General features: G+C 68.5%; 17 protein-coding genes. 12 read left to right on the forward strand and 5 right to left on the reverse strand.

Going from position 1 to position 21,358, the window contains the following annotated elements; all coding sequences use genetic code 11:
• Nucleotides 1–103 precede the first annotated feature (103 nt).
• Nucleotides 104–646 (forward strand): ECF-type sigma factor, encoded by a 543-nt coding sequence (locus P6144_RS09365; protein WP_277767490.1) that lies wholly within the window; start codon nt 104–106, stop codon nt 644–646.
• On the opposite strand, the gene P6144_RS09370 is transcribed toward P6144_RS09365, so the two are convergent.
• Together P6144_RS09370 and P6144_RS09375 are read right to left on the reverse strand one after the other, a co-directional pair.
• Nucleotides 622–3,060, reverse strand: coding sequence for a serine/threonine-protein kinase (locus P6144_RS09370; RefSeq protein WP_277767491.1), 2,439 nt, complete (start codon nt 3,058–3,060; stop codon nt 622–624). The genes P6144_RS09365 and P6144_RS09370 overlap by 25 nt on opposite strands.
• Nucleotides 3,061–3,133: 73 nt before the next feature.
• Nucleotides 3,134–3,655, reverse strand: a complete 522-nt coding sequence (locus P6144_RS09375; protein ID WP_277767492.1) for a hypothetical protein — start codon at nt 3,653–3,655, stop codon at nt 3,134–3,136.
• Nucleotides 3,656–3,867: 212 nt separating this feature from the next.
• Here P6144_RS09375 and P6144_RS09380 point away from each other — a divergent pair, with 212 nt between their 5' ends.
• From P6144_RS09380 to P6144_RS09395, 4 genes are all read left to right on the forward strand, one after another.
• Entirely contained in the window at nt 3,868–6,489 is a 2,622-nt protein-coding gene (locus tag P6144_RS09380) for a hypothetical protein (protein ID WP_277767493.1), read from the forward strand.
• 198 nt (nt 6,490–6,687) lie between these two features.
• Nucleotides 6,688–7,695 (forward strand): acyl-CoA dehydrogenase family protein, encoded by a 1,008-nt coding sequence (locus tag P6144_RS09385; RefSeq protein WP_277767494.1) that lies wholly within the window; start codon nt 6,688–6,690, stop codon nt 7,693–7,695.
• 5 nt (nt 7,696–7,700) lie between these two features.
• Entirely contained in the window at nt 7,701–8,846 is a 1,146-nt protein-coding gene (locus P6144_RS09390) for an acyl-CoA dehydrogenase family protein (RefSeq protein ID WP_277767495.1), read from the forward strand.
• Nucleotides 8,843–9,724: a hydroxymethylglutaryl-CoA lyase gene (locus P6144_RS09395; protein ID WP_277767496.1), complete on the forward strand. Its 882-nt coding sequence runs from the start codon at nt 8,843–8,845 to the stop codon at nt 9,722–9,724. The genes P6144_RS09390 and P6144_RS09395 overlap by 4 nt, the downstream gene beginning before the upstream one ends.
• A 441-nt stretch (nt 9,725–10,165) precedes the next feature.
• Here the strand turns inward: P6144_RS09395 and P6144_RS09400 are convergent, their stop codons facing one another.
• Nucleotides 10,166–11,371 carry a CoA transferase gene (locus P6144_RS09400; protein WP_277767497.1) on the reverse strand — a complete coding sequence of 402 codons (1,206 nt, stop codon included), beginning with the start codon at nt 11,369–11,371 and terminating at the stop codon, nt 10,166–10,168.
• Nucleotides 11,361–12,797 carry an NAD-dependent succinate-semialdehyde dehydrogenase gene (locus tag P6144_RS09405; RefSeq protein WP_277767498.1) on the reverse strand — a complete coding sequence of 479 codons (1,437 nt, stop codon included), beginning with the start codon at nt 12,795–12,797 and terminating at the stop codon, nt 11,361–11,363. The genes P6144_RS09400 and P6144_RS09405 overlap by 11 nt, the downstream gene beginning before the upstream one ends.
• 299 nt (nt 12,798–13,096) lie before the next feature.
• Between P6144_RS09405 and P6144_RS09410 the strand changes: the two genes are divergently transcribed.
• From P6144_RS09410 to P6144_RS09420, 3 genes are read left to right on the forward strand one after another with little or no spacing between them, the layout of a single operon-like run.
• Nucleotides 13,097–14,077: a phosphotransferase family protein gene (locus tag P6144_RS09410; RefSeq protein WP_277767499.1), complete on the forward strand. Its 981-nt coding sequence runs from the start codon at nt 13,097–13,099 to the stop codon at nt 14,075–14,077.
• A complete protein-coding gene (locus tag P6144_RS09415) occupies nt 14,074–15,777 on the forward strand; it encodes a class I adenylate-forming enzyme family protein (RefSeq protein WP_277767500.1) in 1,704 nt (567 codons plus the stop codon). Before P6144_RS09410 ends, P6144_RS09415 begins: the two co-directional genes overlap by 4 nt.
• Nucleotides 15,774–16,169 carry a hypothetical protein gene (locus P6144_RS09420; protein ID WP_277767501.1) on the forward strand — a complete coding sequence of 132 codons (396 nt, stop codon included), beginning with the start codon at nt 15,774–15,776 and terminating at the stop codon, nt 16,167–16,169. The genes P6144_RS09415 and P6144_RS09420 overlap by 4 nt, the downstream gene beginning before the upstream one ends.
• A 49-nt stretch (nt 16,170–16,218) precedes the next feature.
• Here the strand turns inward: P6144_RS09420 and P6144_RS09425 are convergent, their stop codons facing one another.
• Complete coding sequence (locus P6144_RS09425) at nt 16,219–17,949, reverse strand: thiamine pyrophosphate-binding protein (RefSeq protein WP_277767502.1); 1,731 nt, start codon at nt 17,947–17,949, stop codon at nt 16,219–16,221.
• 273 nt (nt 17,950–18,222) lie between these two features.
• On the opposite strand from P6144_RS09425, the gene P6144_RS09430 reads away from it, so the two are divergent.
• From P6144_RS09430 to P6144_RS09445, 4 genes are read left to right on the forward strand one after another with little or no spacing between them, the layout of a single operon-like run.
• Complete coding sequence (locus P6144_RS09430; RefSeq protein WP_277767503.1) at nt 18,223–19,710, forward strand: NAD(P)/FAD-dependent oxidoreductase; 1,488 nt, start codon at nt 18,223–18,225, stop codon at nt 19,708–19,710.
• Between the two features lie 15 nt (nt 19,711–19,725).
• Entirely contained in the window at nt 19,726–20,121 is a 396-nt protein-coding gene (locus P6144_RS09435) for a nuclear transport factor 2 family protein (protein ID WP_277767504.1), read from the forward strand.
• Between the two features lie 19 nt (nt 20,122–20,140).
• Complete coding sequence (locus tag P6144_RS09440) at nt 20,141–20,374, forward strand: biotin/lipoyl-containing protein (RefSeq protein WP_277767505.1); 234 nt, start codon at nt 20,141–20,143, stop codon at nt 20,372–20,374.
• Between the two features lie 3 nt (nt 20,375–20,377).
• Nucleotides 20,378–21,358, forward strand: coding sequence for a thiamine pyrophosphate-dependent dehydrogenase E1 component subunit alpha (locus tag P6144_RS09445; RefSeq protein WP_277767506.1), 981 nt, complete (start codon nt 20,378–20,380; stop codon nt 21,356–21,358).

Genomic DNA, 21,358 nt, shown 5'->3' on the forward strand with positions numbered 1-21,358 from the left:
GCAGCATCACACCGCTCGGTGCTGAAAAACCGTGCGTTATCCAGTTGCACAGGGGCGATCGAGCCTGCACAATTTGGCAGGGTTCAGGGGCGGGAAACACACAGTGACGGAGAGTTCCGACGGAGGCGACGCGCCGCAGGTCTCGCTGGCCTTCGATGCGCTGACCCAGCTGCTCTATGACGAGCTGCACCAGATCGCCGAGCGCGAATATCGCCGCGCCGGATCACCGGCGACGCTGCAGCCGACCGCCCTCGTCTCCGAAGCCTATATCAAGCTCCAGCGCCAGGCGGGCTGGCACGACCACAACCATTTCCTCGCCAGCGCGGTCACCGCGATGCGCCACATCCTGATCGATGCCGCGCGGGCGCGGATGAGCGCCAAGCGCAAGGCTGAGCGCGCAAGCCTTACCCAGGCACTCGACGTGATCGCGCACGGATCGGACGATGCCGAGCTGGTCCAGCTCAACGATGCGCTGGTCGCGCTTGCCCAGGTCGATCCGCGCCTCGCCAAGGTCGTGGAATGCCGCTTCTTCGCCGGGCTCAGCGAGCGCGAGACCGCCGGGGTGCTGGGCGTCAGCGAACGGACCGCGCTGCGCTGGTGGAACCAGGCGCGCGCCTGGATCTATGACGAGCTGGCGCGCGACTGATCGATCCGCTTGGCGATCGGCGCCAGCCCCTTGACGAAGGCGGCGCCCGCCGGCCCCATCTTGGTCATGATCGCCGCCGCCTTGTCGAGCGCGGCCGCGGCCTCGGCCGGGCGGTGCTGGTCGAGGCGCAGGATCGCCTCTGCCCTTGCAAGCGTCGCCACCGGCAAGGGCGGCAGCGGCAGCGCCGCCACCTTGGCGGCGACCTGATCGAACTGCGTGGCGGCGCGCGCCACCTGGCCGTCCTCGGCATTGGCCTCGACCATCTGGATCTGCAGCAGCAGCGTCGGGATCGCATCGGGGCCGAGCGTCGCCTGCGCGATCGGCAGCGCCTCGTCCATCGCCGCGCGCGCCTCGGTGAACTTGCGCTGGGCGATCAGCACGCGTGACAGCTGGAACAGGTCGGTCGCCAGGCCCGCGCTGCCCGGATAGAGCTGACGGCGCTTGTTGCTGATCTCGCGGAACAGCTGCTCGGCCGTTGCCACCTCGCCCTTGCGCACGCGCCATGCCGCCTCGGTCAGGCGGATGCCCAGTCCCTGGATGCTGTCCTGCTGGCCGGTGCGCGCCAGCGTCGCATCGACGCGGGGCATCAACGCGCCGAACTGGTCGAGCGCATTGGCCTCGATCAGATAGACGAGCAGGTTGTTGTACCGGGTCAGCAGCTCGCGCTCATGGCCGGCATAGACGCGTTCCGCCTCGGGCAGATTGTCGGTCAGCAGCTTGATCGCCTGCGGATAGTCGCCGGCCTTGCGGGCCAGCTGCGCGCGCACGCCGACGGCTTCGACCCGGTCGATCGCCTGACGATCGTCCTTGCCGGCAAAGGCCGGCTCGGCGGCGTCGAGCAATTGCTTCGCCTCGGCATCGTTGCCCATCGATGCGGAGATCGTCGCCAGCCGGATCTGCATCTCGGCGACGCCCACCGGATCGTCCTTGCCGATCCCGTGCGCCAGCGCCGCCTTGAGGAAATCGTAGAGCCCCTTGGGATCCTGGCGGTTGATGTACAGGTCGGCCATCGCGACGACCAGCGAGGCGGAGCGCGCGCTGCCGTCGGCCGTGGAGAGCAGCCGCTTGGCAGCGCCGTCGAGCATTGTCTTGACCGACATGTCGGCCTGCCCGCTGCTGTCCGCCGTCATCAGCGTCATCATCTGCACCACCGCATCGGCACGCTCAGCCTCGGCGCGGGCGACGTCGCGCTCGACCGCGGCGCGGTGCCCCTGGATCGCGACACCAATCAGGCCGGCGACAAGGCTCGCCGCGATCGCGGCGCCCGCCGCCAGTCCCCAGCGATAGCGCCGGGCGAAGCGGCCGAGCCGGTAGCGACGCGTGCCCGCCCGGGCGCGTACGGGCTCGAGCGCGAGGTGGCGGCGGATGTCGTCGGCGAACTCGGTCGCGCTGGCATAGCGCTCGCCCGGTTCGCGGCGCATCGCCTTCAGCACGATCGCGTCGAGATCGCCGCGGATCGCATGCGCGGGGACCGGGCCGTCCGCCCCCGCCGCGCGGCTCGGCAGCACCGGGTCACCGGCAAGGATGCGGCGGATCGTGGCGGGCATCGCACCGCCGCTCTCTGCCCAGGGCGCGCGGCCGGTGAGCAGCACGAAGAGCACGCCCGCCAGCGCATAAATGTCGGTGGCGACCGACACCGTGCCGCCTTCGAGCTGCTCGGGCGCGGCGAAGTCGGGCGTCATCAGCGCCACGGTGGTCTCCGCCCCGCCCTCGGGCACGACGTCGTCGAGCAGCTTGGCGATGCCGAAATCGACGAGCCGGGTGCGGCCGGTGCGGTCGACCAGGATGTTCGACGGCTTCAGGTCGCGGTGCACGATCAGCTGGGCATGCGCAAAGGCGAGCGTGTCGCAGACCTCGAGGAACAGCTTGAGCCGCGCCTCCAGGCTAGCGCCCTTGGCGGCCGCCCATTGGTCGATCGGCGCACCGTCGACGAACTCCATCGCCAGATAGGGCCGGCCGTCGCCGGCAATACCGCCGTCGATCAGCCGCGCGATTCCAGGATGCTCGAGCGCGGCGAGCAGCTGTCGCTCGCGATGGAACGCCGCGCGATTGTCCGACGCATTGACGCGCAGCAGCTTGAGCGCGGCGCGCTGGCGGAAGCCACCGCCCTCACGATGCGCCTCGAACACCTCGCCCATCCCGCCGCTGCCGATCGGTCGGTCGATGACGAAGTCGCCGACCTGCGCGCCCGCTGCCAGGCTCTGCGTCTCCGCCGCGCCGTTCGCCAGCACCGCCGGCCCCTTGTCGAGCGGCCCCTGCCGGCTCGCGGCGATCAGCAGCGCGCGCACGCGGGCGATCGTCGCTTCCGGCGCGCGCTTGCCGGCCAGCGCTGCCTCCCGCGCAGATTCCGGCAGATCGATCAGCTCGTCGAAGAGCTTCTGCACCGTCGGCCAGTTCTCGCGCGCGTCCGTCATGTGAAATTCCCCCCGCAATTCCCTGCCAAACTTAGTTTTGATCTTCACACCAGCGCAAGTTCCATCGACGGGTTCAGCCGATCACGGCGCTCGCCAGCGTACGTTCGACTTCCGGGATCGGCTTCGCGATCGGCGCCCGGTCGACCATGAAGTAGATGTACTTGTCGCCGCCGAAAAAGACGTGGAGCTGGTCCATCGGCTGGGCCGAGAAAGCCGAGGTGCCAAGACCACCGACGTCGACGGTCTTCGCCCCCATCCCGTCGGTCACCGCCTTGCGGGTCATCGCAACCGTGTCGGGCGTGTCGGGCTGCGGAGACTGGCGCGCATAGAAGCCGAGCGTGCCGCCCTCGGCAAAGCTGTAGGTGCAGGCAGAGAAGCCGGGCGTGGTGGCCGTGGCTTCGGTCGCCGAGCTCAATATGGCCTTCTCCACCTTGAGCCCCGTCAGCTCGGCGACCTTTTCCTTCGGCAGCACCGCGCAGGCATCGGTTGCCTTGAAGCTGTTTCCCGCCGCTCCGGCGACGCCATTGGAAGCGCTTTCGTGGCAGCCGGGCAGCGCGAACAACGACACGGCGAAAACAAGCAGCGGTCTGGTCATGGCGGATTCTCCTGCGGTCTTCGCAAGGCCTAACGGCGGGCCGCATCTGAATCGGACATCGACACCGGCCATGTCCGATCCGCGCAGAAATTCCCGTTCTCCCCTTCGACAGCGGGGATGGCGCGATCGGCCTGGGTCGCCGGCGCGCCGGGCATCACGGCCCGATCCTTCCCTGCAGCGTCGATCAGGGACTGCAACGAAGAGGGAAGATCATGATGACCATCCGGATCAATCGCCGCGCCGCTTTGCGGGGCGTCACCACTGCCTCGATGGGCGCGATCGCAATGATGCTCGCGGCCGGCGAGGCACATGCGCAGAACGTCCAGTGCCGCGACAATGCCAACAACCCCGTCGGCACGATCACCCCGGGCTCGACCGACAATGTGGTGTGCGGCAACGCCAGGGCGAACGGCAATTCGAATGTCGCCATCGGCGATACCGCGCAGGCCGATAATGGCGGGACGCCGGTCACGGTGGCGACCGCGATCGGCTATTCGTCGAGCGCCGACAACGACGGTGCAGTCGCGATCGGCGCCTTCTCCTACAGCTCGGGGAATGCCGCGACCGCGCTCGGCATCGCGGCCAACGCCACCGGAACCGAATCGACCGCGATCGGTGCCGGCGCGGAGGCCCATGCATCCCAGTCGATCGCGCTCGGCGTCTATAGCGCTGCCTGGGACAATTCCGCGATCGCGATCGGCAATGCGGCCGAGGCGAACGGCGCCTATTCGATCGTGATGGGCGACAGCGCCATGTCCAACGATGCCGACAATATCGTGCTGGGCCGTAATGCCCAGGGCACCGACTATGGCTCGATCGCAATCGGCTATAACTCCGTCGCTGGCGATCAGTCGCTCGCCGTCGGCTTCGTCTCGTCGGCTACGGGCACCAATGGTTCAGCCTTCGGCCTCAGCGCCCGCGCGAACGGCAACTACACCACCGCGCTGGGTGCATTTACCCTTGCCCAGGGCGAGTTCTCCGTCGCGCTGGGCTTCAGCTCTGCCAGCAACGGGGCCAATTCGATCGCGCTCGGTACCATCAACGCGACCAATACCGCCTACACCGTCGCCAGCGGTGCCAACAGCGTTTCGATCGGCGCCGCCAGCACCTCGGCGGGCACCGGCTCGATCGCCATCGGCGCCAATGCTACGACCAACAACCAGGACTCGCTGGCGCTCGGCTACAACGCCACGGCGAACAGCTTCAATTCGACGACGATCGGTTCGGGCTCGCATTCGGGCCAGTCGGCAACCGCGCTCGGCCAGAATGCCAACGCCGCCGGCCAGGGCAGCGTCGCGCTCGGACTCGCCGCCACCACGACGAACCAGTTCGCAGTCGCTGTCGGCTTCACCTCGACGGCAAGCGGCCAGCGCTCGGTCGCGGTCGGCCTCAACTCCACTGCTTCGGGCACGCTGTCGGTGGCGGTCGGCGGCCAGGAGAATGGCGGCGCCTCGACCGTCGCGTCGGGCGAGCGCAGCACCGCGCTCGGATCGACCGCGCAGGCGGTCGGTGCGGATAGCGTCGTCCTCGGCTATGGCAGCTATGCCTCAGCGAACAACGCCGTCGCGCTGGGTGCCGGATCGGTGGCGGATCGCGACAACAGCGTGTCGGTCGGGGCGGTCGGCGCCGAACGGCAGCTGACCAATGTCGCGGCCGGCACCGCGGCAACCGACGCGGTCAATCTCGCCCAGCTCGACGCCGTCTCGGCGACTGCCAACACCGCGCTCGCCAATGCCGCGACCGCACAGGCCACCGCGCAGAACGCGCTCGCGGCGGCAACCGCCGGCGGCGCCACGGCCGACCAGGCGTTGCTCGCCGCCAATGCTGCGACCGGCACCGCCAACACCGCGCTGGCCAATGCGGCGACGGCGCAGGGTACGGCGAGCACCGCGCTCACCAATGCCGCGGCGGCGCAGGGGACCGCCAACACGGCGCTCGCCAATGCCGCCGCCGCGCAAGGCACCGCCGACACGGCATTGGTCACGGCCAATGCCGCTGCCGCGAACGGCGCCTATTTCCGCACCAACATGACCGGCCCGGGGCCGCAGGCGACCGGCGCCAATTCGATCGCGGTGGGCAGCAATTCGGTGGCCGGCGGTGAATCCTCGGTGGCGATCGGCAATGGCGCGCGTGCGGTGACCGGCCAGGCGGTATCGATCGGCGCCGGCAATGTCGCGAGCGGCAACGGCGCCGTGGCGATCGGCGATCCCAACACCGCAACGGGCCAGGGTGCCGTGGCGATGGGCCGCAACAATACCGCTACCGGCCAGGGCGCGGTGGCGCTGGGCAACCAGAGCATTGCGAACGGCGCCTCGGCCGTGGCGCTGGGCGACGGCGCCAATGCCGGCGCGGCGGGCAGCGTCGCGATCGGCCAGGGTGCAGTCGCGACGCGCGCCGGTCAGGTCGCGATGGGCGCCGCGACCTCGACCTACACCATGGCCGGGATCAACTCCTCGGCCAGCCGCGCGGCGCAGCAGGGCGCGCTCAGCCTGGTGACCAGCGACGCCGCCGGCAACCTGGCCACGACCACGATCGACCTGACCGAGCTCGGCACCCTGGGCACCCGCATGACCAATGCGGAAGGCCGTATCGACCTGAACGCCCGCCGGGCCAATGGCGGCATCGCCGCGGCGATGGCGCTGGCCGGCACCACCATCCCCTCCGACATGAGCGTGGCGGTGTCGTTCAACCTGTCCACCTATCGCGGCGAGCAGGGCTTTTCCGGCGCCGCGGTCGCGAAGATCGACGATCATGTCTGGGTCAGCGGCGGCTTCGCCGGTTCGACGGTCAAGGGATCGACCGGCGGCCGGGTCGGCATGACCTTCGGCTGGTAACGGGCCACCGGGCGGCCTCGCTCCGCGCGGGGCCGCCTGGCACCCATCTGCCCCTGGCAGATGCCATCCAGACCAAGGATAATATCCAAGATAGATCCCATTTCTTCCAAAATTGCGTAGTTTCGCGCCGTAAAAACAAGATTGCATGCAAATTTGAGATCGCTATGACGAACCCTCAGGCGACGGAGGGAGGATTGGTTGAGCGATACCGGCGACCTGCTCATGGACATGACGGCGCGGCTGCTCGGCGAACGATTCGACGACGCCGCAATGCGTGCCGCACGCGCCGGGGCATGGCCGCAACCGGCCTGGGATGCGGTCACCGAGCAAGGTCTGCCGCTCGCGCTGGTGGAGGGTGAGCAAGGCTTCGGGGTGCCGCTGGCGGAAGGACTTTCGCTGGTCGGCCTGATCGGCCGCCACGCCGCGCCCCTGCCGCTGGCCGAGACGATGATCGGCAACGCGCTGCTCGCCCGCGCCGGCCTGCCTGTCGGCCGGGGCGTGCTGGCCCTGGTTCCCGAAGGCGTGACGCTGGCAAGCGGCCGGGCGACCGGCGAAGCCGAGCGCATTGCCTGGGCGCGCAACGCGGATGCGCTGCTGATCGAGGATGGCGGACAGATCGCGCTGGTGACCGACGGGTTCCGGATTGTGGCCGAAGGCAGCAACCTGGCCCACATGCCGCGCGATCGGATTGCCGTCGACGCCCCGGCCCAGGTCGCCCCGCTGCCGGGCATCGGCCTTCGCGAGGCCGGCGCACTGGTCCGTGCGCTGGCGATGGCCGGGGCGCTCCAGACGCTGACCGGCCTCACCATCACCCATGTCACCGAACGCGTGCAGTTCGGGCGCGCGCTCTCGGCCTTCCAGGCAGTGCAGCATTCGCTCGCCCGGCTGGCGAGCGAAGCGGCGGCAGCGGCGGCTGCGGCAGACCTCGCCGCAGACAGCTTTGCCGATAACAGCCCATATGCCGGGATCGCCATCGCCGCCGCCCGCACGCGCATCTCGGAGGCTGCCGGCACCGCGATCGGCATTGCCCACCAGCTCCACGGCGCGATCGGCTTCACCGAGGAGCATCGGCTCCACTGGTTCACCACCGCGCTCTGGGCGTGGCGCGACGAGTTCGGCAGCGCCTCCTGGTGGACGCGCCGGCTGGGCCAGGCCGCGCTCACCCACAGCAAAGCGGCCTATTGGCCCTTCATCACCTCGGTCTGATCCCCATGCTCCAATTCCCCTCCCCGCCCCGCCACGATGCCGCCGAAGCGCTGCGCAGCGAGGTGCGCGCCTTTCTCGATACCGCGATCGCCGCGCGCACGCCGCTGGAGCGCGCCGAGAGCTGGAACGGGTTCGATCGCGACTTCAGCAAGGCGCTGGGTGCGCGCGGCTGGCTCGGCATGACCTGGCCCAGGCAATATGGCGGGCACGAACGGTCGGCGTTCGAACGCTATGTCGTCGTCGAGGAGACGCTTGCCGCCGGCGCGCCGGTCTCCGCCCACTGGATCGCCGATCGGCAAAGCGGCCCGACGCTGCTCAAGTTCGGCACCGAGGAACAGCGCCACAGCATCCTGCCGCGCATCGCCGCGGGCGACTGCGTGTTCTGCATCGGCATGAGCGAGCCGGACTCGGGATCCGACCTTGCCGCAGTGCGCACCCGTGCCGAGCGGGTGGCGGGCGGCTGGCGCGTCACCGGCACCAAGCTGTGGACCACCAACGCCCACGAAGCCGATTACATGATCCTGTTCTGCCGCACTTCGGGCAGTCCCGCGGATCGGCACAAGGGTACCAGCCAGCTGCTCGTCGACATGAAGGCAACGGAGGGCATGACCGTCCGCCCGATCCTCGATCTGGCCGGTCAGCATCATTTCAACGAAGTCCATTTCGACCACGCCTTCCTGCCTGAAGGCGCGCTGATCGGCAGCGAAGGCGGCGGCTGGAACCAGGTGATGAGCGAGCTGGCGTTCGAGCGCAGCGGGCCCGAACGCTTCCTGTCCTCGATCCAGCTGCTGCTCGAACTGATCGCCGCGCTTCAGGGCAGCGACAGCGAACTCGCGCAGATGACGATCGGACGGCTGACCGCGCATCTGCTCACGCTGCGCCGGCTGTCGCGCGGAGTGGCGACACTGCTCGAGGCGCATCAGGACGCCTCGACCCATGCCGCGATCGTCAAGGATCTCGGCGCGACCTTCGAGCAGGATCTGCCCGAGATCGCGCGTACCCTGGTCGATGCAGAGCCCGACCGACAATCGACGCGCGACCTGCTCGCCGTGCTCGCCTATACGATGATGAGCGCCCCTTCCTTCTCGCTGCGCGGGGGCACGCGCGAGATATTGCGCGGAATCATTGCCCGGGGGCTCGGCGTGCGATGAACAGGATCGAACTGGTCGAAGTCTCGCCGCGCGACGGCCTGCAGAACGAGCCCCGGACGCTGGCGACCGAGGACAAGCTCGAGCTGATCCGCCGCGCGATCGCCGCGGGCGCGCGCCGGCTGGAAGTCGCAAGCTTCGTCCACCCCGAAAAGGTGCCGCAAATGGCCGATGCCGAGGCGGTGGTGGCCTGCCTGCCGCGCGGTGCGGCGCGCTATGTCGGGCTGGTGCTCAACAAGCGCGGGGCGCTGCGCGCGCTGGAGACCGCGGTGGACGAGATCGGCCTGGTCTGCGCCGCCAGCGATACCTTCGGCATGCGCAACCAGGGCATGGACGCCCAGGCCTCGCTCGACATGGCGTGTGACGTGCTGCGCTTCTGCCAGGAGCAAGGCCGCCCGGCACAGGCGACGATTGCGGTGGCGTTCGGCTGCCCGTTCGAAGGCGCAGTCGATCCGGCGCGCGTGGTCGCGATGGCGCGACGGATCGCGGCGGCAGGGTCGATCGAAGTCGCGATTGCCGACACGATCGGGATTGCGCGCCCGGGCGAAGTCGAGGTGCTTGCCGTCCAGGTCGCCGACGCGATCGCGCCGCTCCCGTTGCGCGTCCACTTCCACGACACCCGCGGCATGGGCGTCGCAAACGTAATGGCCGCGGTGCGCGCCGGTGCGGTGACGGTGGACGCCGCGATCGGCGGCACCGGCGGTTGCCCCTTCGCGCCGGGCGCGGCGGGCAATGTCGCGAGCGAGGACGTCGCCTATGCGCTCGGCGACGCGATGCCGGTCGATATCGTCCAGCTTGTCGAGGCCGCCGGCTGGCTCAACGCGAAGCTGGGCCGCGACCGCACCAGCGCAATCGCCCGCGCGCTCGGGGCTGCGCGCTAGTTCATCGAAAGCCGGAGTACCCTTCACCAATCCTCCCCCGGAGGGGGAGGGGGACCAGCCGCAGGCTGGTGGAGGGGTATTCTCCACGAGCAATGCCGCCTGTGGCGCGCCACCCCTCCACCACCGGCTGCGCCGGCGGTCGCCCTCCCCCTCCGGGGGAGGATTTTGGAACGTCGGTACGCACCAACTTGCAATGTAGGATTTCGCACGGTTGCGTCGGAGCGCCGGAACCTGGGTCCAGCCGCTCTTTGACCCGTAGGAAATGTTGGACCAGCCCAACCAGCGGGTCACGCAACAAAGCTGCAAGAACGGCGGGATGGCGCACCGCCATGGGTGTCGCGACCTTTGGACTTTCCGCGCCCGCCCGGACTGCACGCTGTAGGACGAAATCCCGCCCCGCAAACCCGCTCCGGGCGTGTACTTTGTGTACTTTGGCGACAGTCAGTGCCCCGCGACAGCGCCCGCCACTGCGCCTCCGCCGTCGCGCCCAAGCCAGCGCGCCAGTATCTCGGATGTGTCCTGCCCCACTTCGCGCGGCGCCGGGCGGCGGATGCTCGCCGGCGTGGCGGAAAGCTTGGGGAAGACGCCCTGCATCGGCGTCGGGCCGAGCACGGGATCGTCGACCGTGACGATCGCCTCGCGCGCAGCGAAGTGCGGATCGGTCAGCATGTCCTCGGCGTCGAACATCCGGCCCGCCGGCACGGCATGCGCGATCATCGCGTCCTCGACCTCGGCGAGGCTGTGGCGCAGCGTCCATTCCTCGACGATCGCATCCAGGTCGTCCTGGTTCTCGCCGCGCGCGGTGTGGGTGGCATAGCGCGGGTCGCGCGCCAGCTCGGGCCGGCCCATCGCTTCGCACAGCCGGGCGAAGACGCTGTCCTGGTTCGCGCCGATCAGATACTCGCCGTCCTTGCAGCGATAGACGTTCGACGGCGCGATCCGCGGCAGCTTGGATCCGGTGCGCTCGCGCTTGTGGCCGGCGACCGCCCATTCGGGGATCAGCCCCTCCATCACCTGCAGCACACTCTCGTAGAGCGCGGCATCGACCACCTGGCCCTGGCCGGTCCGGTCGCGGTGGTGGAGCGCGGCGACCGCGCCCAGGCAGCCATAGGTCGCGGCAAGCGTGTCGCCGATCGAGATGCCCATCCGCGCGGCGACGCGATCGGGGAAGCCGACGATCTTGCGCCAGCCGCCCATCGCCTCGGCAATGCCGCCAAAGCCGGCGCGGGTGGCATAGGGGCCGGTCTGGCCATAGCCCGAGACGCGGACGATGATCAGCCCGGGGTTCTCGGCCCGCAGCTGCTCCGGCCCCAGGTTCCACCGCTCGAGCGTGCCCGGCCGGAAATTCTCGACCAGAATATCCGCCTGGGCAATCAATTCGCGGGCAAGTTGCTGCCCGGCTTCGGAGCGCAGATCGGCCGCCACCGAATATTTGTTGCGGCCGATGACGCGCCACCAGGTGGGCGTGCTGCCCTGCCCCCAGTGGCGCATCGGATCGCCTGCGCCCGGCTGCTCGAGCTTGACCACCTCGGCGCCCATGTCGCCGAGGAGTTGCCCGCAGAACGGACCCGCGATGAGCTGGCCGAGCTCGACCACGCGGATCCCGGCCAGCGCGCCTCCCTGCTGCTGCTCGCCCTCAGCTCGCATGTATCGCCTTGGTGACCATATGCCCCTCTACTCCCTCGGGACCATCTTCCGATCCGAAGCCGCTCTCCTTCAGCCCGCCGAACGGCGCGTCGGGCCAGGAGGTGCGGACATTGTTGATCAAGACCATGCCGGCCTCGACCGAGTCCGCCAGCAGGTTCTGCCGGCGGCCGTTTTCGGTGAAGCAATAAGCGGCAAGGCCGTACGGCAGGCGATTGGCCTGCGCGATCGCGTCCTCGACGCTGCCGAAGCGGGCGAGCAGCGCAAGCGGGCCGAATGGCTCGTCGTTCATCGCCGCGGCTTCGACCGGCACGTCGCCGAGCACCGTCGGCTGGAAGAAGAAGCCGCCGCCTTCGCCGCGCCCGCCACCGGCGAGCAGCTTGGCGCCGGCCTGGCGGGCATTCTCCACCAGCGCCTCGATCGTGCCAGGGCGGCGCGGATTGGCAGTCGGCCCCATGTTGGTGCCGGAATCGCGACCGTCGCCGATCTTGATGCGGCCGGTGCGCTCGGCAAAGCCGGCAGCGAAGCGGTCGTAGATGCCGTCCTGCACATAGAAGCGCGTCGGCGAGACGCAGACCTGGCCGGCATTGCGGAACTTGTGCGCCACCAGCGTGTCGAGCGTCTTGTCGAGGTCGCAATCGTCGAACACCAACACCGGCGAGTGGCCGCCCAGCTCCATCGTCATCCGCATCACCGTGTCGGCGGCGAGCTTCATCAAGTGCTTTCCGACCGGCACCGAGCCGGTGAAGCTCAGCTTGCGCGTGACCGGCGAGGCGAGCAGCGTGCGCGAGACGGCGTCGGGCACGCCGAACACGATCTGGCAGACGTCACCCGGCAGGCCAGCGTCCTGGAGGCACTTCATCACCGCGATCGCGCTCGCAGGCGTCTCCTCGCTCGGCTTCAGGATCACCGAGCAGCCCGCGGCCAGTGCCGGCGAGATCTTGCGGACCGGATTGATCACCGGGAAGTTCCAGGCGCAGAAGGCGGCGACAGGGCCCACCGGCTGCTTGAGCACCAGCGAACGCAGGCCGGGCGCGCGCGGCAGCACCTTGCCATAGTTGCGCAACGCCTCGCCGGCATGGAATTCCAGGAGCGCGGCGGAATAGGCTGCCTCACCACGTGCCTCGGCCAGCGGCTTGCCCTGCTCGAGCGTGGCGATCTGGGCCAGGTCCTCGGCACGCTCGCGCAGCAGCGCGGCGGCGCGCATCAGCACGGCGGCGCGCTGTTCCGGCGGGGTCGCGCGCCAGGCCGCGAAGCCGCGCTGCGCTGCCTCGAGCGCATCGTCCAGATCCTGGCTGGTCGCCAGCGGCAGCGCACCGATCGTCTCGCCGGTCGCCGGATTGAGCACGGGTTGGGTCTCACGTCCCGCCGCGCCGCGCCATTCGCCGCCGATGTACAGGTTCAGATCGGGGAACACTCCAGCGGTCATCTCAAAGCCTTTCGCCAACATCCGGAAAAGTCCGGTGCGGCCCCATCTCCCTTATCGCCGATCTTGTCGACCGTGCAACATGGTTTTGACTAGATTGCATGCAAATGGCAAGTAGAACCATATCAACGACGCGGCCGATTCCGATGGAAAATGGCGGCACCCAGGGGAAGAGGCACGGCGTTTTGACAGAGAAATCAGCCATTAATCAGGGTGATAGCGCCACGCCGGTGATCGACGCCGTAAAAAACGAGGCGCCCCGTCCCACCAGCGATTTGGATGCCACGCGGCTGGGCGAATGGATGAAACATGCCGTGCCGGATTTCGCCGGGCCGCTCGAAGTGCTGCGCTTCGCCGGCGGCCAGTCGAACCCCACCTATCAACTCCGCACCCCCGGGCAGCGCTATGTGCTGCGCCGCAAGCCGCCCGGGCAGCTGCTCGCCTCGGCGCACGCCGTTGATCGCGAATATCGCGCAATGGATGCACTTGGCCGCGCGGGCTTCCCGGTGCCGCGCGCCTATGCGCTGTGCGAGGACGAATCGGTGATCGGCTCGACCTTCTATGTGATGGCAATGGTCGAAGGGCGGATCCTGTGGGACGGACGCCTGCCCGACTCGAACCCGGCCGAACGGCGCGCGATCTATGAGGCGGAAATCGACACGCTGGCGGCGCTCCATCGGTTCGATCCGGCAGCGATCGGCCTGAGCGACTATGGTCGCCCGGGCAATTATTTCGCGCGGCAGGTGGCGCGCTGGTCCAGGCAATATGCGGAGTCGAGCGGCCCGCGTTACGCGGCGATGGACCGACTCATCGCCTGGCTGCCCCAGGGCCTGCCCGCCGACCGGCCCGCGCGGATCGTCCATGGCGACTATCGGCTCGACAACATGGTGCTGCACCCGAGCGAGCCGCGCGTCCTGGCAGTTCTCGACTGGGAGCTGTCGACGCTGGGGGATCCGATCGCCGATCTCACCTATCTGCTGATGCACTGGGTGACGCCGACGCACGAGCGCAACTCCCTGGCGGCACTCGACATCGCCGCGCTCGGCATTCCGACGCTGGAGGAGATGCTGGCGCGCTATCTCGATGCGACCGGCGACAGGCTGGGCGCTCCGCTCGAATGGTATCTGGCCTACAACCTGTTCCGCTTCGCGGCGATCCTGCACGGCGTCGCCGCGCGCGGGAGGGCAGGCAATGCCAACAACGCCCGCGCCGGACTGGCCGAGCAGCGCGTGGGACCGCTCGCCGAAGCGTCCTGGGCATTTGCCGCAAGGCTCGGCGCATGAGCTGGCCGGCGCGCAGCATGGCAGAGACGCTGGCGCTGCTAACCGCACCCGGCGCTCCGTTCGAAATGGTCGAGACCGAGGCTTTGGGCCGGCGTGTGCGCAGCTATGTGCACATGCCGGAAACGCTGCGCGCGGTATTCGACGCCAGCCGCGACTTCGGCGCGCGCGATCTGCTGGTGTACGAAGGCGAGCGGCTTAGCTTCGCCGCGCACTGGCGCGCGGCCAACGCGTTTGGCCGGGCGCTAATCGAGCGCTTCGGGGTGAAGAAGGGCGACCGCGTGGCGGTGGCGATGCGCAACTATCCCGAATGGTCGATCTGCGCCTGGGGGGCGCTCGCGGTGGGTGCGGTGCTGGTACCGCTCAACGCCTGGGAATCGAGCGCCACGCTGGCACTGCTGCTCGAGGATTGCGGTGCCAAGGTCGTAGTGGTCGATGGCGAGCGGCTGGCCCGGCTCGCGGAAGCCCGCCCCCTCTCCGCAGCGCTGGTCGTTGTTCGCGCGGAAGCGCCCGCCGGCGTGGTAGCCTTCGATACACTGATCGGCGACGCCGACGACGAGACACCCCTGCCCGATCCCAGCCTCGCACCCGACGACCTCGCAACGATCTTCTACACCTCGGGCACCACCGGCCGCCCCAAGGGCGCGGCCGGGACGCACCGTAACATCCTGACCAATTATGTGAACACCGGCTTCCGCGCGGCACGGGCCGCAGTGCGGCGCGGTAGCCCCGTTCCCGGCGCGCCATCGACTGCATCGCGCCGGATACTGCTGCCGATGCCCTTCTTCCACGTCACCGGCTTCCACTCCACCTTGATGCCGGCGCTGGCGAACGGCGCGACCATCCACCTGATGTACAAATGGGACGTCGCCCAGGCACTCGACATCATCGCGCAGGAGCGGATCAACGGGCTCAACCTGGTCCCTGCCCTCGCCTGGCAGCTATCCGACGCAATCGCCGCGGGCGGATGCGACACCTCCAGCGTCGATCTGGTCGGCTATGGCGGCGCCGCAGCGGCACCGGAGCTGGCGCAGCGCATGTGCGACGCCTTCCCCAATGCCTGGCCGGGCCAGGGCTATGGCGCGACCGAGACCAGTTCGCTGGTCGCCGCGAACAGCCATGAAGATATGATGACCCGCCCCGGCAGCGTCGGCACCGCCGTGCCCTGCTGCGACGTCCGCATCGTCGACGGCAACGGCAGGAACGCACCGGCGGGCGCGGCGGGCGAGCTCTGGGTGCGCGGCCCCAACATCGTCACCGGTTATTGGAACATGCCGGAGGCGACGCGCGAATGCTTTGCCGATGGCTGGTACCGCACCGGCGACGTGGCCCGTATCGACGCGGACGGTTTCCTGACCATCCTCGACCGGGTGAAGGACATGCTGATCCGCGGCGGCGAAAACATCTATTGCGTCGAGATCGAGGATTGCCTCGCCAGCCATCCCGACGTTCTCGAGGCCGCGGTGTTCGGCGTGCCCGAGCGGGTGCTCGGCGAAGTGGTTGGTGCCGCGGTTCGCTTGCGCGAAGGCGCCGTAGCCGACCTCGAGGCCCTGGCCGCGCATGTCCGCGCACGGATGGCCGCGCACAAGGTGCCGGTCGCGATCGACTTCCACGACATGCCGCTGCCCCGCAACGCCGCGGGCAAGCTGCTCAAGCGCGAAATGCGCACTATGCTGATCAACAGGAACGGGAGAGCGGAATGACGGACTTCAACGATGCGGCGCTGGAAGCCGGCGAGCAGCTTTTCCACACGGTCGAGCATGGCGACCTGGCCGAACTGCGCCGGATCTTCAGCGACGGTGCGATGGTGTGGCACAACACCGACGAGAAGCTGACTGACGTCGAGACGACGATCGCCAACCTCGAGAGGATCCGCTCGAGCGCCAGCGTGTTCCACTATACCGACATCAAGCGCGAGCCGACACCGAGCGGCTTCGTCCAGCAGCACACGCTGATCATCGAGATGCCCGACGGCCGCACGATGCGCGACCTGGCCTGCTGCATCTGCCGCGTCGAGAATGGCCGGATCGCGCACATGGACGCGTATCACGATTCAGCGGTGACCCACGGACTGGTGCACCGGAAGGCGGATTGATCCCCTCCAGGGGCCCTCCCCTGAAGGGGAGGGACTTATATGGGAAGCCCTATTTCTTCGGGATGTTCGCGTAATAGGGGATCGGCACCCCATCCTCGCCCGTGGTGTCGCCGACCATCATGCGGGTCCGCGGGTGCATCACCGCCGCGTCGATGATCAGGTTGATCAGGCGCGGCTCGCCCGAGGCGAAGGCCTCCTCCACCGCGGGCGCGATATCCTCATAGCGAGTCACCCGCACGCCCTTGACGCCGAAGCCCTCGGCCACCGTCTCGTATTTGGTGTCCTGCAACGCGACGATCACTTCGCGGTTCTTGCCGTAGAGCAGGTTCTGCGCGTTGCGGGACATGCCCCATTCGGCGTTGTTGAGCACCACGGTGACGATCGGCAGCTTGTGCCGCATCATCGTATCGAGCTCCTGGATGTTGAAGCCCGCCCCGCCATCGCCGGCGAAGCACACCACCGGCCGGCCCGGATCGGCACGCGCCGCGCCAATCGCGAAGCCTGGCGAGATGCCCAGACACCCCAGATAGCCGCAGCGCAGATGCTGGCCCGCGCCCGGCGAACGAACAAGGTCGCCGACCCAGTTCCCGGCCTCGCCACCATCGGCGATCACCGCGGTGCCGGCGGGCAGCGCGTCCATCGCCGCCGCCACCGCATGCCCCGGATGCACCATGCCGGGGCGCGTCTCCTTGGGCGCATCGGCGAAGGCCTTGCGCGCATTAGCGCGGAAGCCGCGCAGCAGCCCGGCCCAGTCCTCGCGCTTCGGCCAGTCCCGCCCCTCGGCCGCGACCAGCAGCGCGTCCAGCGTGGCGCCGGCATCGGCGACGATCGGCAGATCAGCCATGCGGACGCGCCCGATCTCCTCGGGGTTGGATTCGATCTGCGCGACAGTTGCCGCAGGCGGGATGATCGCACCCATCGCACCGCCGAGGAACATGCCCATGCGCGCGCCCACCAGCAGCACCGCGTCGGTCGGCTGGCCCGCCGCCGCAGCCGCGGCCAGCCCCGCCGCGGCACCGGCATAATAGGGATGATCGTCGGGCAGCACGCCCAGCGCCTTCTGCCCGGCGATCACCGGCGTGCCGGTCAGCTCGGCGAGGCGCTGCAGCCGCGCGCCCGCATTGGTCAGCATCGCGCCACCGCCGGCGATGATCACCGGGCGCTCGGCCTTGCGCAGCATCGCGATCACGCCCGCAACATCCGCCGCGGTCGGTGCGGTGGGCGACGGGCGCTGCCAGGCGGCGGTATCGGGCGCCGCCTCTTCGGTGGGCCAGAACATCACGTCGATCGGAATCTCGAGGAACACCGGACCCGGCGAACCGCTCAGCGCGATCTCGCAGGCGCGGCGGACATATTCGACGATCCGGCCAGGCTCGGCGACTCGCTGCGCCCATTTGGTGACCGGGCGGGCCATGGCGACGGCGTCGAACCCGCCCTGAAGCGTGTTGAGCTCCGCCTCGCGGATCGGCGCAGCACCGGCGATGAACAGTGTCGGGATGCGATCGAGCCAGGCATTGGTGATCGCGGTGAGCGCGTTGGTGAAGCCGGGGCCGGCAGTGACCGCGCAGACGCCGAGCTTGCCGTTCGATGCGCGGGCATAGGCATCGGCCGCGTGCCCGGCCGAGGCTTCATGCCGGGTGTCGGTCAGCCGGATGCCGAACTCCTCGCAGGCCATGAACAACGGGTCGAGATGACTGCCATGGAGCGCGAACACCTCCGAGACCCCGAACCCTGCCAGGGCAGCCGCTACCAGCTCGCCGGCGGCGCGCTTCTTCGTCATGCTTCTCTCCCGTCTCACCTTGCCATTGCCGCTTTGGTAATCGCGCAAGCGGGGCAACACAAGGTTATTGTATGCAATTAACCGGACTGCGCGCGTGAGATGTTTCCGGCGCGTTGCATCGTGCCCCGCACCTATTTGCGGCGTGCCTGATGGGCGAAAGGAATTGCCGCACCGGCATGTCACGATAATATTGGATGCAATATTGCACCCACTCCGGTTTCCGGTTAGGGCTTGGCAAAAGCGCCCCAACGAGGGCCGAGGGAGAGATAACCGGTGAACCATGTCTCGGATATGGCCAAGGTCACGAACGCGGGCGGCGGAAGGAAATTGCGGGCCGCGGTGATCGGCGCGGGAATGGCCGGAATTCTCTCAGCGATCCGGCTTCGCGAGCGCGGCATCGACGTCGCCATGTTCGAAAAGGGCGACAGGGTCGGCGGCACCTGGCGCGAGAACACCTATCCCGGCCTTGCCTGCGACGTTGCGGCGCACTGGTACACCTACAGCTTCGCGCGCAATCCCGAATGGGACAACCTGATGGCGCCGGGCCCGAAGATCCGCGAGTATTTCGAGAGCGTAGCGCGCGACCGCGGCGTGCTGCCCTGCATCCGCTTCAACGAGGAAGTGGTGCGGATCGAATATGAAGGCGGCCCCTGGCACCTCACAACCGCGACCGGGCATGAGGAACGCTTCGACCTGGTCATTGTGGCAACCGGCGTGCTGCACCACCCGAACATCCCGCATTTCGAGGGGATCGAGCGCTTCCGCGGCGCGGTGTTCCACTCGGCGCGCTGGGACCACAGCATCGTGCTGGACGGCAAGCGCATCGGCGTGGTCGGCACCGGATCGACCGCGGCGCAGCTCGTCACCGCGCTGGTACCGCGCGCATCGCATTTCGCGCTGTTCCAGCGCACGCCGCAATGGGTGATGCACCGCCCCAACCCGGCCTATACCGAGGAGGAGAAGGCCGCCTTCCGCGCCGATCCCGCGACGCTCGACCGGCTGGTCCAGGATCTGCGCACCCGGACGGTCGAAGGCTATGCCACCGCCGTCATTGACTATGACTCGCCCCAGCTCGCCGCAATCGAGCAGCTATGCCGCGAGAATCTGGAGAAGGTCCGCGATCCCGAACTGCGCGCCAGGCTGACCCCGGACTATCGCGCCGCATGCAAGCGGCTGGTGATGTCGGACGGCTTCTACGAGGCGATCCAGCAGCCCAATGCCGAGCTGGTCACCGCCCCCATCGATCACATCCAGCCCGAAGGCGTGCGCACCGCGGACGGCGTGCTGCACGATCTCGACGTGCTCGTGCTGTCCACCGGCTTCCAGGTCGATCGCTTCGTCCGCCCGACCAAGGTGATCGGCCGCGGCGGCGTCGACCTCGACGATGTCTGGGCCGAGGGACCGGAGGCCTATATCTCGGTCTCGGTGCCCGACTTCCCCAACCTGTTCCTGGTCAACGGCCCGGGCAGCCCGTTTGGCAATTTCTCGGCGATCGAGACATCCGAATTCCAGGCCAATTACGTGATGCAGCTGATCGATGGCATCGCCCGCGGCGACTATCGCGAGATCAGCGCCTCGCACGCCGCGCTGCGCCGCTTCGAGGCCGAACGGCAGGAGGCGGGCCGCAAGACCGTGTGGGTCACCGGCTGCGACAGCTGGTACCTCGACAAGAAGGGCGTGCCGACGTCCTGGACCTTCTCCTACGGCCGCTTCGTCGAGGAGATGGCGCAGCCCAACCTGCAGGATTTCGAGACACGATAAGGCGGGAGAGCGAAGATGATCAGCCGGGAAAAGATCGAGAGCGCATTGCGCGCGCTGAACGCGGCGGAGAACGACCGGGTCAACACCAGCGTCGAGGCGACCAGCGCCCGGATCGACGCGATCATGGCCAGGGACGTCGAGGGCTGGCGCAACGGCGTCCACTGTCCAAACCGCGACGCGGAGCGCGAGGTGGAGAAGAAGGCCTTCGGCGCGCTGGTCGACTATAACCGCCAGTTCGAGCTGATGATCATCGAGCCCCCGCTCGCGGCGATCACCTGGACGATCCGCGGCACCTTCAATGGCCAGGCGATCGCGGCCCCCGGCTGCTCGAACTTCGAATTCAACGAGGACGGCACCGTCAAGCGCTACTGGATGTACTTCAACCCGGCGGACTTCTCGTACCGCAACTAAGCAATCGGAGAGTGATCGGATGGCCAGCGTGTACCTCCCCAATGTCGGCATGGGGATTTCGGAAGCGACGATCGTGAAGTGGCTCAAGGCGGTCGGCGACAGCGTCGAGGCCGGCGAGGCGGTCGCGGAGATCGAAACCGCCAAATCGACGGTCGAGGTCGAGGCGCCGGTGAGCGGCACTATCAGCGCGATCCACTTCGCCGAGGATACCGAGGTCGAGGTGGGCACCGAAATCGCGACGATCGACGGCTGAGCGATGGAGCTCGACCGCGACCGGAGCCTCGAATGCTATTCCCGGATGCTCAGGATCCGGAAGTTCGAAGAGGCGATCATCGCCCACCACCCGGTGGGGCATCTCAGCATCGGCCAGGAAGCCGCGATCGTCGGCGCCTGCATGGCGCTGCGCGACGACGACTATGTCACCGGCACGCACCGCTCGCACGGCCATCCGATCGGCAAGGGCGCCGATCTGCTGCCGCTGATGGCGGAGATTTTCGGCAAGCGCACCGGCATCTGCAAGGGCCTGGGCGGCTCGATGCATCTGACCGACACCAGCCTGGGGCTGATCGGCGAGAGCGCGATCGTCGGCGGCGGCCTGCCGCTCGCCACCGGCGCGGGGCTGAGCATCCAGGTACGAAAGACCGATCAGGTCAGCCTGTGCTTCTTCGGTGACGGCGCCTCCAACGAGGGCACCTTCCACGAGAGCCTGAACATGGCGGCGGTGTGGAAACTACCGGTGATCTATTTCTGCGAGAACAACGGATATGCGGTGACCACCTCGGTCGAGAAGTCACACGGCCAGCCCGACATCGCGCGGCGCGCCGATGGCTATGGCATGCCCGGCGTGATCGTCGACGGCCAGGATGCCGAGGCGGTGTTCGCAGCGACGATGGCTGCGGTCGCGCGCGCCCGCGCCGGCGGCGGCCCGACGCTGATCGAGGCCAAGACCTATCGCTTCGACGAGCATTCGAACCGGCTGGCGATCCCGATCAAGTATCGCGAGGAAGAGGAAGTCGCGCACTGGCGCGGCGCGCGCGACCCGATCGCGCTGTACCGCGCGGTACTCGACGGCCGCGGGCTCGCGGCGGAAGCGGAGGCGGTCGAGGCGGCGGTCGCCAAATTGACCGACGAGGCGGTGCAGTTCGCCAAGGACAGCCCCGAGCCGGAAATGCAGGACCTGATCGACTCGATGTACGTCAACCCGATCCACTTTCCCGCCGATGCAGGGATCGCCTGA

Origin of the sequence: Sphingomonas sp. HITSZ_GF, assembly GCF_029543155.1 — a bacterium.
In the GTDB taxonomy this organism is placed as follows: Bacteria; Pseudomonadota; Alphaproteobacteria; order Sphingomonadales; family Sphingomonadaceae; genus Sphingomonas.